This is a genomic window from Psychromonas sp. Urea-02u-13 (assembly GCF_002835995.1).
In the GTDB taxonomy this organism is placed as follows: domain Bacteria; phylum Pseudomonadota; class Gammaproteobacteria; order Enterobacterales; family Psychromonadaceae; genus Psychromonas.
The window spans coordinates 37,080-50,435 of record NZ_PJBZ01000060.1; the positions used below are offsets into that span (position 1 = coordinate 37,080).

General features: G+C 38.6%; 11 protein-coding genes and 1 pseudogene. 5 read left to right on the forward strand and 7 right to left on the reverse strand.

Going from position 1 to position 13,356, the window contains the following annotated elements:
• Positions 1–263: 263 nt before the first annotated feature.
• The 3 genes from rpsI to zapE all read right to left on the reverse strand — a co-directional run bounded on the left by rpsI (position 264) and on the right by zapE (position 2,449).
• On the reverse strand, positions 264–653 hold the full coding sequence (gene rpsI / locus CXF74_RS10710) for a 30S ribosomal protein S9 (RefSeq protein WP_101082441.1): 390 nt from the start codon (positions 651–653) through the stop codon (positions 264–266).
• A 15-nt stretch (positions 654–668) separates the two neighbouring features.
• Positions 669–1,097 (reverse strand): 50S ribosomal protein L13, encoded by a 429-nt coding sequence (rplM, locus tag CXF74_RS10715; protein WP_101082442.1) that lies wholly within the window; start codon positions 1,095–1,097, stop codon positions 669–671.
• A gap of 242 nt (positions 1,098–1,339) precedes the next feature.
• On the reverse strand, positions 1,340–2,449 hold the full coding sequence (gene zapE / locus CXF74_RS10720; RefSeq protein ID WP_101082443.1) for a cell division protein ZapE: 1,110 nt from the start codon (positions 2,447–2,449) through the stop codon (positions 1,340–1,342).
• A 169-nt stretch (positions 2,450–2,618) separates the two neighbouring features.
• Between zapE and CXF74_RS10725 the strand changes: the two genes are divergently transcribed.
• From CXF74_RS10725 to rraB, 5 genes are all read left to right on the forward strand, one after another.
• Positions 2,619–3,977 carry a DegQ family serine endoprotease gene (locus CXF74_RS10725; RefSeq protein WP_101082444.1) on the forward strand — a complete coding sequence of 453 codons (1,359 nt, stop codon included), beginning with the start codon at positions 2,619–2,621 and terminating at the stop codon, positions 3,975–3,977.
• A gap of 201 nt (positions 3,978–4,178) precedes the next feature.
• The gene (gene pykF, locus CXF74_RS10730; RefSeq protein WP_101082445.1) at positions 4,179–5,588 is read left to right on the forward strand and encodes a pyruvate kinase PykF; all 1,410 of its coding nucleotides are present in this window, start codon (positions 4,179–4,181) and stop codon (positions 5,586–5,588) included.
• A 178-nt stretch (positions 5,589–5,766) separates the two neighbouring features.
• Positions 5,767–8,037 (forward strand): DNA topoisomerase IV subunit A, encoded by a 2,271-nt coding sequence (parC, locus tag CXF74_RS10735; RefSeq protein ID WP_101082446.1) that lies wholly within the window; start codon positions 5,767–5,769, stop codon positions 8,035–8,037.
• Positions 8,038–8,039: 2 nt separating this feature from the next.
• A complete protein-coding gene (locus CXF74_RS10740; RefSeq protein ID WP_101082447.1) occupies positions 8,040–8,783 on the forward strand; it encodes a 1-acylglycerol-3-phosphate O-acyltransferase in 744 nt (247 codons plus the stop codon).
• A 10-nt stretch (positions 8,784–8,793) separates the two neighbouring features.
• On the forward strand, positions 8,794–9,207 hold the full coding sequence (rraB, locus tag CXF74_RS10745) for a ribonuclease E inhibitor RraB (RefSeq protein ID WP_101082448.1): 414 nt from the start codon (positions 8,794–8,796) through the stop codon (positions 9,205–9,207).
• Positions 9,208–9,440: 233 nt separating this feature from the next.
• Here the strand turns inward: rraB and CXF74_RS10755 are convergent, their stop codons facing one another.
• From CXF74_RS10755 to CXF74_RS23085, 4 genes and pseudogenes are all read right to left on the reverse strand, one after another.
• On the reverse strand, positions 9,441–9,833 hold the full coding sequence (locus tag CXF74_RS10755) for a DUF2750 domain-containing protein (RefSeq protein ID WP_101082449.1): 393 nt from the start codon (positions 9,831–9,833) through the stop codon (positions 9,441–9,443).
• 1 nt (position 9,834) lies between these two features.
• Positions 9,835–10,116, reverse strand: a complete 282-nt coding sequence (gene ubiK / locus CXF74_RS10760; protein ID WP_101082450.1) for a ubiquinone biosynthesis accessory factor UbiK — start codon at positions 10,114–10,116, stop codon at positions 9,835–9,837.
• Between the two features lie 105 nt (positions 10,117–10,221).
• Complete coding sequence (locus CXF74_RS10765; protein ID WP_198552833.1) at positions 10,222–12,333, reverse strand: bifunctional diguanylate cyclase/phosphodiesterase; 2,112 nt, start codon at positions 12,331–12,333, stop codon at positions 10,222–10,224.
• Between the two features lie 64 nt (positions 12,334–12,397).
• Positions 12,398–13,203, reverse strand: a pseudogene (locus tag CXF74_RS23085) (phosphate/phosphite/phosphonate ABC transporter substrate-binding protein).
• Positions 13,204–13,356: the final 153 nt, after the last annotated feature.

Here is a 13,356-nt window from a genome sequence, read left to right on the forward strand (position 1 = left end):
CGACCTAAAATCATGCAGTAAAAATGGATAAGAACGAAGTATTTGAGCGAATAATAGCTGGCTACTGTGATTGAAAGCAACGATGTTATCATCGATTTTAATCAGTAAAATAGATCAGCTATTTATTCCGATTACTATAAGGACGATCGTTAGAGGGTGTGCGTAGGGGATTAGTTCGCTTCAAAAAGAAGGGAATAGGCAAAAAAAAGGATAAAAAAAAGCCCAGATAAACTGGGCCTTTTTGCAATTCGAAAAACGTAATATTAACGTTTTGAGAACTGTGGACGTTTACGAGCTTTATGTAAACCAACTTTCTTACGTTCCACTTTACGTGAATCGCGTGTAACAAAGCCAGCTGTACGTAGTTCACCACGTAAAGTTTCGTCAAATGTCATTAACGCACGAGTGATACCTAAACGGATAGCACCAGATTGACCAGTAGTACCACCACCTTTAACAGTGATGTTAAGGTCGAATTTTTCAGCAGCGTTAACTAGTTCTAATGGTTGACGAACAACCATTACAGCAGTTTCACGACCGAAGTATTCTTCGATATTGCGTTTGTTGATAGTGATTTGACCACTACCAGCTTTCATAAATACACGAGCTACAGAGCTCTTGCGACGACCAGTGCCGTAATATTGATTTGCCATTGTTTTATATTCCTATTAGATGTCTAAAACTTGTGGTTGCTGTGCAGAATGTTGATGCTCAGTACCAGCATAAACTTTCAACTTACGGTACATTGCGCGTCCAAGAGGACCTTTTGGCAGCATACCTTTAACAGCTTTCTCAATAACACGCTCTGGAGCACGTTGGATAAGATCTTCAAAGTTAATCGCTTTGATTCCACCGATGAAACCTGTGTGGTGGTAGTAGATTTTACCTTTCGCTTTATTACCTGTAACAGTAATTTTCTCAGCATTTACAACGATGATGTAATCACCAGTGTCAACATGAGGAGTGTATTCTACTTTGTGTTTGCCACGTAGGCGAAGTGCGATTTCAGTAGCTAGACGGCCTAAAGTTTTACCTTCAGCATCAACTACAAACCATTCGCGTTTTACGTCAGCTGGTTTAGCAACAAATGTTTTCATTAAGTTATACCCAAATTAATGATTTAAAAAAATATGATAAGCAAATTGCTCATCAAAAATGTGTTTTTGCCTTTTGTATCCCTTCGAATACGTCAAGCGTAATCAAATCCACCATATAAATTTTGGGGTGTGGATAAGGTGGGCGGCGAGATTATACAGAAAATAGAGGTATAGATCACCTCTTTCTTACAAATAAATGTAAATATTTTTCATCGCCACTGTTATTTCCCCGTTTTTAAAGTTTAAGCCTCAACATGGTGTGCATTTTGTAAGTATTCTTTGCTCTGCATTTCTAACAATCGAGATATACAGCGTTGAAACTCAAACGCTAATTGGTGGCCTGAATATAAACTATAAACATCCACTTCAGCGGAGATAATAACCACCACATGGTGATTATAAAACTCATCGATCATGGCAATAAAGCGTCTTGCCATATCATTTTTTTGCACACTCATTTGTGGTACATCGGTTAAAATAATAGTCCGATAAACAATCGCCAACTCAATATAATCGGCAACTGCACGTGGCCCATCACATAAACTTGCACAGCTAATTAACAGGGTATCCACACTATAAGCCGTGGTTTGGATTTCGCGGCCGTTAACATTTAAGGGCTTATTATAGGTTTTATCCGCACAAGCCAAACTCTCAAACGTATGACTAACCAAGGTTTTTGCCTCGTCATCAAGTGGGAAATGATAGATTTCTGTTTCAATCAGTCTGTCTAAACGGTAATCCTTACCACCATCTAAATTGTAAACTTCACAGTTTGATTCAATTAAATCAATGGCAGGTAAGAAACGTGCACGTTGCAAACCATTTTTATACAGATCCGAGGGCTGGATATTTGAGGTCGCGACTAAAATAACCCCTTCAGCAAACAGCGCTTCAAACATACCCGCAAGAATCATGGCATCGGTAATATCATCAACAAAAAATTCATCGAAGCAGATAATGTCAGATTCACTGGCAAATTTTTTTGCAATTTTAACCAAGGGATTTTTTTGCCCTGAAAGTAAACCTAACTCTTTATGAACACGTAACATAAAATGGTGGAAATGCAGACGAGATTTTCTTTCTGTATCAAGGCTATGGAAAAACAGATCCATCAAATAGGTTTTTCCTCGGCCAACACCACCGTAAAAATAAAGCCCTTTAATATCTGCCGTTTTGGCTTGCTCACGTTTAAAAAGGCGTGACATTAACCCCGTTTTGGGTTTTGCTGTGGCACACTTTGTTTGTAAATCGTCGTACAAACGTTGCAAGTATTGAATAGCTTGTGCTTGAGAATCATCAGCAAAGAAGTTTGGTTTTTGTAGATCGGCTTGATACAGAGATAAAGGGGTCACAGGTCGTATCGCTCGTTAGAAATAAAGCGCTATTTTGAAAGGATTTAACGCTAACTGCAAACTATTCGTTAACCTTTTGTTAACAAGTGAGCGCGATCACTATTTTAGAGAACTTTTAGCAACGGTTTCGGTCAATACTACTTAGGTGCTATCTATTAAGGAAGAAGCTATGAAAAAAACACTGACTCATCTGGTACTGCTATTAAGCGTATTAAGCTTTCAACAAACGGCATCAGCGGCCTTGCCCTTTTTCTCTGATGATAAACCTACCCTTGCCCCTTTGATTGAAAAGGTGAGCCCTGCCGTGGTTAATATTTCAGTTTCGGGTAATCAGCATGATCAGTCATCGATGGATGACCTGTTTGAATTTTTTAAACAGCAACGCCCTGACTTACCAGAGCAAAACTTTGTTGGTTTAGGCTCGGGTGTCATCATTGATGCTAAAAATGGCTATATCATCACCAATCACCATGTCATTGATAACGCCGATGAGATAAAAGTAGAACTCAAATCCGGTAAGATTTTAAACGCGACTATTATCGGACAAGATAAACAAAGTGATATTGCGCTATTAAAAGTAGATACCAGCAGCAACAAAAAAGTTAAATTGACCGAAATCGACTTTGCAGATTCAGACAAGTTACGTGTGGGTGATTTTGCCATCGCCATTGGCAATCCCTTTGGATTAGGCCAAACAGTGACATCGGGCATTGTCAGCGCGCTCGGACGCAGTGGCCTCAACCTTGAAAACCTCGAAAACTTCATTCAAACCGATGCTGCGATTAACAGCGGTAACTCCGGTGGCGCACTGGTTAATTTAGAGGGCCAGTTAATTGGTATTAATACCGCTATTCTTGGTCCTAATGGTGGCAGTATCGGCATTGGTTTTGCCATTCCTGCAAATATGATTAAAAACTTAGTTGAACAGTTAATTGAGCACGGTGAAGTTCGCCGTGGCGTTTTAGGCGTACGTGGGGGAGAAATAACACCCGAATTAGCCACCAACTTTGATTTAGATTCACAGCACGGCGCCTTTGTTTATCAGGTTAATACTGGCTCAGCGGCCGAAGAGGCAGGCATTAAAGCAGGCGATGTTATCGTTGCGGTTAATAATAAAAAAATTAAAAGTTTTGCTGAGTTGCGCGCTAAAGTTGGCACGTTAGGCAGTGGTAAAAAAATGAAACTGACGATTATTCGAGATGGCAAACAATTAACACGCACCGCAGTGCTAAAAGCCCCGAAGCAAAATGCGCAAAAAAAGTTGCCACAAACGACCACTCTACACCCTGCATTATCAGGTGCAGAATTAACCAATACGCCAAATAACAAAGGTGTCAACATAACGCATATAAAAGCAAATTCAATGGCAGAACGTTATGGATTACAACGCGCTGATATTATTATTGGTATCAATAAAACCGACATTAAAAACCTTGATGAACTACAGAAAAAGCTAACTTCCCCCCCTTCTATGATCGCTTTAAATATCAAACGAGGCGATCAAACCTTATATCTCATCTTAGAGTAAGATGTTATTTAATCTTATATGCCTGAAAAGGTAATGAATTTTCAATAATAAATGGAAAAAGCGAAGAAAAATGATCATAAATCATTTTTTCTTCCTATTTTTCTTGTAAAATGTGCGCCATTGAATATGGATATCAAAAAGATTTAAAATTTTTTTATAAACTTGTAAGAAAACAACATAATCACTCTTGGAGAAAAGACGGTGAGAAAAACTAAAATAGTATGTACGATTGGTCCGAAATCAGAATCTAAAGAAATGTTAACTAAACTAGTTGAGAACGGCATGAATGTAATGCGTCTTAACTTCTCACACGGTGATTTTGCTGAGCACGGCGGCCGTATTAATACTATTCGTGAAATTTGTGCTGAAACTGGCAAAAACGTAGCAATATTATTAGATACTAAAGGTCCAGAAATCCGTACTGTTAAATTAACAAACGGTGATGACGTATTATTAACTGCTGGTCAAGAATTTACTCTTTCTACTGATCAAACTATCGTTGGTGATAACACTATCGTTGCAGTAACTTACGAAAACCTAACAAACGACCTATCTGTTGGTAACACTGTTTTATTAGACGATGGTCTAATCGAAATGACAGTGAAAAGCATCACTGATACAAACGTTGTTTGTGAAGTAATGAATACTGGTGAACTTGGCGAAAACAAAGGTGTTAACTTACCAGGTGTTAAAGTTCAACTTCCAGCTCTATCTCCTAAAGATAAAGGCGACCTTAAGTTTGGTTGTGAGCAACAAGTTGATTTCATCGCTGCATCATTCATTCGTAAGAAAGAAGACGTATTAGAAATCCGTGAGCTATTAAAAGCAAACGGCGGCGAAAAGATCCAAATCATCTCTAAAATCGAAAACCAAGAAGGCGTTGATAATTTCGACGAAATCTTAGCTGTTTCTGACGCTATCATGGTTGCTCGTGGTGACTTAGGTGTTGAAATCGCTGTTGAAGAAGTAATCTTCGCACAGAAAATGATGATCGAAAAAGCTAACGCAGCGCGTAAGCCAGTAATCACAGCAACACAAATGCTTGATTCAATGATCAAAAACCCACGCCCTACACGTGCTGAAGCTGGTGATGTTGCAAACGCAATCATCGACGGAACAGACGCAGTAATGCTTTCTGGTGAATCAGCTAAAGGTAAATACCCTGCAGAAGCTGTTGAAATCATGGCAACTATCTGTAAACGTACTGACCGTACTATCGCATCAAAAACTGATGAGAAAGAAACGAACCTACGTATTACTGAGGCTGTATGTAGCGGCGCAGTAAACAACGCTGAACAACTTGATGCTAAATTAATCATCGTAGCAACAGGTGAAGGTAAGTCTGCACGTTCTTTACGTAAATACTTCCCATCAGCTCAAATTTTAGCACTTACAAGTAACCCTAAGACTCGCCAACAGTTAGCATTAACTAAAGGTGTTTCAGCTAAAGTTGTTGAACAGCAAGATTCTATCGAAGCGTTCTACAAATTAGGTATGGATTTTGCTAAAGAGCAAGGTTTAGTAGTAGCTGGCGACAAAGTTGTTATCGTTTCTGGTGCACTAGTTACATCTGGTACTACAAACACTTCTTCTGTACACGTTATTGCTTAATAACTTTTAGCGCATAGCTAATCGGTTATTATAAGCACTGCTTCGGCGGTGCTTTTTTTTGTTTAAAATTTACGCTTCTCACTTTCGTTTTCACAAATCCTATCGAAACATCAGTCACTAATAGCCTTATTGCGCTATACTCCTCCTTTTCTTTTTTCGATTGATAGGGCCATAAAAGATGAGTGAATCCTTAGATTTAAGCTTACAAGGTATCGAACAATTACCGCTGGCTAAATTTACTGAAGATGCCTACCTAAACTACTCCATGTACGTCATCATGGACAGGGCATTACCACATATTGGCGATGGCTTAAAACCGGTACAACGTCGTATTATTTTTGCGATGTCTGAGCTAGGTTTATCGGCTACTTCTAAACATAAAAAATCAGCGCGTACCGTCGGTGACGTACTGGGTAAATACCATCCACATGGCGACAGTGCATGTTACGAAGCGATGGTATTAATGGCACAGCCCTTCTCATACCGTTACCCTTTGATTGATGGTCAAGGTAACTGGGGTGCGCCGGACGATCCAAAATCATTTGCTGCTATGCGTTATACCGAGTCGCGTTTATCTGCATTCTCTGAAGTATTACTCTCTGAAATTGGCCAAGGCACAACTGATTGGAAACCCAATTTCGATGGCACAATGAACGAGCCAGAGCTATTGCCTGCCCGTCTTCCACATATACTATTAAATGGTATTACCGGCATTGCCGTGGGTATGGCAACGGATGTTCCCCCGCATAATGCGCGTGAAGTCGCAAACGCTTGTCTGCACTTAATTGATAACCCTAAAGCCGATTTAGATCAAATCCTCGATATTGTTCAAGGCCCAGATTACCCAACAGAAGCTGAGATCATCACACCAAGACGTGAAATTAAAAAGATCTACGAAACCGGTCGAGGCAGTTTTAAAAGTCGTGCGGTTTACACCATAGAGCAAGGTGAAATCGTCATCAGCGATTTACCACATCGTGTTTCTGGCGGTAAAATATTAAAAGAAATTGCGCGTCAGATGATCGACAAAAAGCTACCTATGGTGGCTGACCTACGCGATGAATCAGACCGAGAAAACCCAACACGTTTAGTGATTGTGCCACGCTCTAATCGTGTCGACATGGAAGCCTTGATGCATCATTTATTTGCATCCACTGATTTAGAGGTTAACCACAAAGTTAACCTTAATATGATCGGGCTTGATAAACGTCCGCAGGTAAAAGGCTTAGTTAAAATCCTCACTGAATGGCTTGTTTATCGTAAACAAACCGTGCGTCGCCGTTTACAGTTTCGCCTCGATAAAATTGAAACACGCTTACATCTATTAGAAGGTTTATTAATCGCTTATCTAAATATCGATGAAGTGATTGAAATAATTCGTACTTTTGATGATGCTAAAGCAGAGTTAATCTCTCGCTTTAACCTTTCTGAACGTCAAGCACATGCGATTTTAGAGATTAAACTACGCCAACTTGCCAAATTAGAAGAGATTCAAATTCGTGGTGAAATGGCAGAACTCAGCGAAGAACAGAAAAAGTTACTGCTTTTACTGGGCTCAGATCAACGTCTTAATACACTTATCAAGAAAGAGATTAAAGCCGACGCGCTGAAATACGGCGATGATAGACGTTCGCCATTAATAGAGCGCCTTGAAGCTAAAGCACTGACTGAAAAAGAATTAATGCCAAGTGAGTCTGTCACTATTGTGCTTTCTACACAGGGCTGGGTACGTTCAGCTAAAGGCCATGATGTTGATGCACAAGCGTTAAGTTATAAAGCCGGTGACGAATTTTTATGCCAAGCGATCGGTAAAAGTAACCAAAGCTGTATCTTTATCGATGCAACGGGCCGAGCTTACTCTCTGGATGCACATTCACTACCCTCTGCACGTTCGCAAGGCGAGCCATTAACAGGGCGCTTTAATCAAAATGATAACGTCTCCTTTGTTAATATATTGATGGGTGAAGAAGACGATCGTTACATTATTAGTAGCGACCATGGTTACGGTTTTGTGGCAAAATTCAGCGATATCAATAGTCGTAATAAAAATGGTAAAGCGCTGATCAACCTCAGTGAAAATGCATTATTAATGCCGGCACAAAAACTGACTACTAATGAAAACGATTTCTGTTTAAGCATTAGTAATGAAGGTCGTATGCTGGTTTTCCCTGTTAATAGCCTGCCTAACCTAAGTAAAGGTAAAGGCAATAAAATGATTAACATCATGGCAGCAAAAGCGACTAAGCGTGAAGAGTTTGTTACTATATTGAAAATCATCCCAGAAGATGGTGCTGTCACACTACATGCAGGTAAGCGTAAACTAACACTGAAACCTGCTGATTTAGTGCCATATCAAGGTGAACGTGGCCGCCGTGGTAGCAAATTACCACGTGGATTACAGCGTGTTGATAAAGTTGAAGTCGTTACTGTTCCAGAAGAAGAGAATTAAAAATGTTATTTATTATCCGTTCTATATTATTAACTTTTGCCGTTATATTAATGACGATTTACTCATTACTGTATTGTGCATTCAGCCCAAGAAATCCTAAAAACAATTATCACTTTGCGATTCTATTCAGCAAGATGGCATGTATTGTGGGTTTAAAAGTAACTTATCGTATTCCAGAAAGTGCTAAAAAAAATGGCTCTTGTGTTTACATTGCTAACCACCAAAACAATTACGATATGGTTACTACAACGGGCAGTGTACAACCCGGCACCGTTACCATTGGTAAAAAAAGCTTAGTGTGGATACCTTTCTTTGGCATAATCTATTGGTTAACGGGTAACATAATGATTAACCGTGAAGATAAAAAAAGCGCTAAAGAAACCATTAAAGATGTGGTTGATCAGATGAGTGAAAAAGACTTGTCGGTGATGATATTTCCAGAAGGTACACGTAGCCGAGGCCGTGGTTTAATGGACTTTAAAATGGGTGCTTTCCATACTGCGTTACAAGCTGGCGTAAACGTGGTGCCAACCATTGTTTCTAATACCCATGAACAGGTTAACTTGAACCGCTGGGATAATGGTGAAGTCATCGTTGAAGTATTAGAGCCTATTGATATCAGCCAATACAAAAAACGAGAAATTCGCCGTTTAATGAATGATGCACATGCGATCATGCTTGCTAAATATATACAACTCAATGACGAAGTGAAACGTCCAGATAATAATACAGACTGTTGCGGTTAAGGAACTAAACATGACTGAAGAAAATGTAAACCCAGAAGAATTAAACGAAGAAGCATTAAGCCAAGAAGAGCCAACTCAAGCTGAGCTACTTCAAGAACTTGCTGATGAAACACAGGATATTGTTGAAGCTATTTTAGAAGATGGCAGTAATCCTGATGCCATTTATATGATTGAACATCACATCTCATGTACTGACTTTGACCTATTAGAAAAAGCAGCGGTTGCTTGTTTTAAAAAAGGTTATGAAGTAACGGATCCTGAAGAGCTTGAACTAGAAGATGGTTCAATCATTTTAGCTTTTGACGTGGTGATTGAAATGAACCTTGATGAGCAGGCTATTTTTGAAGATGTTGAAAAGTTATTTGTATTAACACAATCATTTGGTATTGATTACGATGGTTGGGGTACTTACCCAGAACAATAGAGAGCGACGAGCTATCAGCTATCAGCTATCAGCTATCAGCTAGAAGCTATCAGCTAGAAGCTACGAGCTACGAGCTACGAGCTACGAGCTACGAGCTATCAGCTACGAGCTATCAGCTACGAGCTATCAGCTACGAACTATCAGCTACGAGCTATCAGCTACGAGCTAGAAACTAAAAGGCCCGATTAAGATAACTTAATCGGGCCTTTTTCAATTCTATGCAGATGTTTTAATTAGTGAACAACTTCATCATCGTTTTGGCTAACGGTTTGTGTTTTTTCTAACAATGAATTTTTTAATACCATCGCTTCAATTTCAAGACCATATAGCTCTTCATCCCAGTTCACACCGGCAAATACTTTTTGAGATTGCATGCCATCAAGCCATGAGTCTAAAAACACACCTAATTCGATTGGCGTTACTTTGTAACTTGCCCATTCAGAATTTTGTAATTTTTTAGCTGCTTTTTCATCTGACCAAAAAAGGTAAACGGCTTCAGCATCACTATTGTCGTGTGCATGGCAATTTGCCCAACCTTCTGTTTCATCAAATAAACCAAATAAGACAAGGCTTTCACACACATCATCAACAAATTTTTCAGAGTTCTTTAAGTATTGTTCTTTCATGTTATTTATCTGCTTCTTGTTTATCTAACGTTTCTGGTGATGATAATTTTTTTTCAAACTCAGCGAATTTCGCTTCCATCTCAGCGAGTTTTTCGCGAGTGCGTAATAACACATGTGTTTGCACATCAAACTCTTCACGGCTAACCATATCAAGTTTACCTAATTGAGCTTGCAATACCTGTTTGATTTTACGATCAACATCTTCGCCAAAACTTTTTACACCAGCGGGCATTACATCGCTGACCTGTTTTGCAATCTCTTCTAATTTTTTAGGGTTAAACATCATATGCTCCTTAAGTTTGAGGCCCTATTGTAAACGCACTCTTTGCTTATTTCTATGTTTTCACAGAAAAGAGTACTTAACCCTGTTATTTCACAAGTAAGCTCTTTATGACTCGGGTATGTATACCCATTGACGAGCGTCTTGCCACAATAAGGGTTTAGAAAGGTGATAACCTTGAATCATGCCACAGCCACTTTTTCTACACAGCGCTAACTGCTCAGCGGTTTCAACACCTTCAATAATTATCCGTAAATCAAGCGCATAACAAAGGGCCACAATAGAATCAAAATAACGACTGTTCTCTAACACACCTTGCACTAAGTCTTTATCCAATTTGACGACATCGATCGGGAGTTTTTGCAAATAGCTCAAAGAAGAATAACCAGAGCCAAAATCATCAAGGTAGATCATAAAGCCCGCTTTCTTAAAGCGTATAATACCTTCTATTGCTTGCTCAAAGCTTTTGACCATCGATGTCTCTGTTACCTCTAGCGCTATCCGTGTGCAATCAATTTTGTAGTGTTCAAGAATACTGATCACGCGTAAATAAAAATCTGAACGATCAATTAATTGCCCTGAAATGTTGATTGAAACGCGCTTATCGAAACTTTTACAACTGGCTAAATCTTGGCAGACTTTTTCAATCACAAAATAGGTAATCTGATCAATACAATGCATCTCCTCAGCCAGCGGAATAAAATCAGCCGGAGAGATAAACTTATCATCTACTTTCAAACGAATTAACGCTTCATAGGTGATCACACTTTGATTATCTAAACATACGATAGGTTGATAGTTTAAGAAGAAGAGTGACTGATCAATCGCAGTATATAAGCTTTCTAATAGTTGGCTCTTGTTGTTCACACTGTCCATCAATTCCGTTTGAAACAAACAAACTTTCGTTTGCGTAGATAGTTTTGCTTCTTTTAAAGCAAGCTCCGCGCAGGTTATTATTTGTGAGCTACTGATATCCTTATCTGAAAAAGAAAAAATGCCTAAATGGATATCTAAAGAGAGTTTATAACCATTAATATATAAGTCGGTGTAATGCTGATTCAGTTTATCAGCCAGCGCCGATGCACTATCAACATCACACTGCACTATAATATCAAACTCATCTGAGCCTGATCGATACATCTTATAATCAATGTCGCTATCGATCATCACTTCACAGACACGGTTAAATAACTGACTGGCTTTAATAAGAAAGAGATCACCAACGCGGTTACCATATTGCTTATTGATACGACCAAAGCTATCAATATCTATTTTTAATAAGCAACCTTGCTGTTTTTTCTTTATTAGCGCATTAAGATCTTGCACTAATAGTTTTCGATTGGGCAGTTTTGTCAGTTCATCTAAAAACGCAAAAAACTTTATTTTTTCTACTTGAGAATCCAGGCTACAGCACATATTTTCCAGACTAACAGAAAGATCTGCCAACTCACCGCGTTGATTAATTTTATCTATTTTTACTTTATAGTTACCCTGCTCAATCTGCTTTGTTGCTAGCGAAAGGCTAACAATTGGTTTTGACATACGTCGACCAATGAGCACTGATACAACAATACTGAGCAACGCAAAGATAAAAAACAAGGTCAGGTTTTCTTTTCTAAACTGGGCAATAATTTTAGATTGGTTGTTATCCATTGTTTCATTAAAGCGCTCAATACCTTGTTCAATAAGCGGGAAATGGATACTGAATCGCACGCCCCCCAGTAACAACTTTTCACCTTGATAATCGCCATAAATAGGCATCGCGATATGCACAGAGTTATCTTTGAGTATGCTAGAGAGTTTAAAGTGTTTTTGTTTCTTTAAAAAATCAGGTAAATAGAGGTTAATGCTTTGATTAAAGGGTTTAACTAAACTGCTGCCATCATGCAGAATATTGCCTTCTTTATCGTAAATATAGATATAGGAAGTCTGTTCTAAATTTAGATTTTTAGAAATTATTTTTTTTATTTTAGAGTAGTGAGCATAAGCAATCGCATTCGGTAATTGTGACACTAAATTTTGCGCTATTAAACGTGCATTTTGCTCAAGCTGAGTTTGTAAACTCTCTTCCAACAACAAATCAAACGCTTTTGATAGCTTTTCATTTTCTATTGCCTGTTGCTTTGAATGTAAATAACTCAGAGAAAAACCAATCAGACTCAACAGTAAAAATAAAATGCCACCATATTGTAAGCTTAATCCAAACTTTCTATTCTTCACTGAGCCCATCCTTAACTTGCACTATCGCATTACTTAACCACTTTTCTTGATCCGGCCCTAACAACTAAAATTGTGTTGTTTTTCCGTATTTTTTTAAAATAGCAGGTGCTTTTTTTACCATCTCAAGCTGTATAATTTTAATTTTTTCAACCACAGAGAGGGGAATTTGATTGGAAGCGATTTCAAATGCACGAGGGATATCTTCACTACGTTGCAAGATTCGAAACTGCCCACGATAATAGTCATCATAACGTTCTTTTTTTTCCCAATCTGTTGAGCTAGTCGCAATAGCCTCAACTAAGCCTTTATCTAGCCAAAAAACACTGTCTTCTTCATCTTCAAAAATCGCGCTATTAATCGCACCAGGCAAAGGTTTATTATTTAATCGTTCAAGCATATTAACCTTAAGGTTATGCTCTTTAAACAGAATCATAGGCATGAAATAACCGCTTGTTGAGGAAACATCTTCTAGTCCTACTTTTTGCCCTACAAGATCGCTAATTGTTTGATAAGGGGTCTCTTTTTTACCAATAACAACGACTGATAAGAAGCATGGCCTTTTTTCCATTTAACTAACACTGCACGCGCTAAGCCATCATTCTCCAATCGAGCAGCCACTAATCCCGTATCAGTGACCCAATCAATTCTGCCACTACGAATACCTTCTTTAAGTTCAGCATAATTTTTAATTATTATCACCTTGCCAGAAGTATAACCCTCACTCTTGAGTTGATTAGCAATGTACTCAGCCATTCCCTGTAGCTGCAAGGTTAATTTTATCGGGTTACTACCAATGCGACCAATCACAAAAGGTTTACTAAAAAGCGCAGGTCTTAAAAAGAGAAGTAATAATAAGATGTATTTATACATAAAAAACCTGTTAAAAAGATGAGTAATTGTTGCAAAAAGAGGCGCCCCGAAATTATAGATGCGATAAGGTTAATTACGCGTAAAAGGCTGAAGATTATCGAATAAAAATAATGTCGAACTTAATGCATGAATAATCTGGCTAGCCATTAAATC

Excerpts from the sequence above, each read along its gene's own strand:
- rpsI (WP_101082441.1), bottom strand. The coding sequence starts at position 653 with ATGGCAAATCAATATTACGGCACTGGTCGTCGCAAGAGCTCTGTAGCT.
- rplM (WP_101082442.1), bottom strand. The coding sequence starts at position 1,097 with ATGAAAACATTTGTTGCTAAACCAGCTGACGTAAAACGCGAATGGTTT.
- CXF74_RS10725 (WP_101082444.1), top strand. The coding sequence starts at position 2,619 with ATGAAAAAAACACTGACTCATCTGGTACTGCTATTAAGCGTATTAAGC.
- parC (WP_101082446.1), top strand. The coding sequence starts at position 5,767 with ATGAGTGAATCCTTAGATTTAAGCTTACAAGGTATCGAACAATTACCG.
- CXF74_RS10740 (WP_101082447.1), top strand. The coding sequence starts at position 8,040 with ATGTTATTTATTATCCGTTCTATATTATTAACTTTTGCCGTTATATTA.
- rraB (WP_101082448.1), top strand. The coding sequence starts at position 8,794 with ATGACTGAAGAAAATGTAAACCCAGAAGAATTAAACGAAGAAGCATTA.
- CXF74_RS10755 (WP_101082449.1), bottom strand. The coding sequence starts at position 9,833 with ATGAAAGAACAATACTTAAAGAACTCTGAAAAATTTGTTGATGATGTG.
- ubiK (WP_101082450.1), bottom strand. The coding sequence starts at position 10,116 with ATGTTTAACCCTAAAAAATTAGAAGAGATTGCAAAACAGGTCAGCGAT.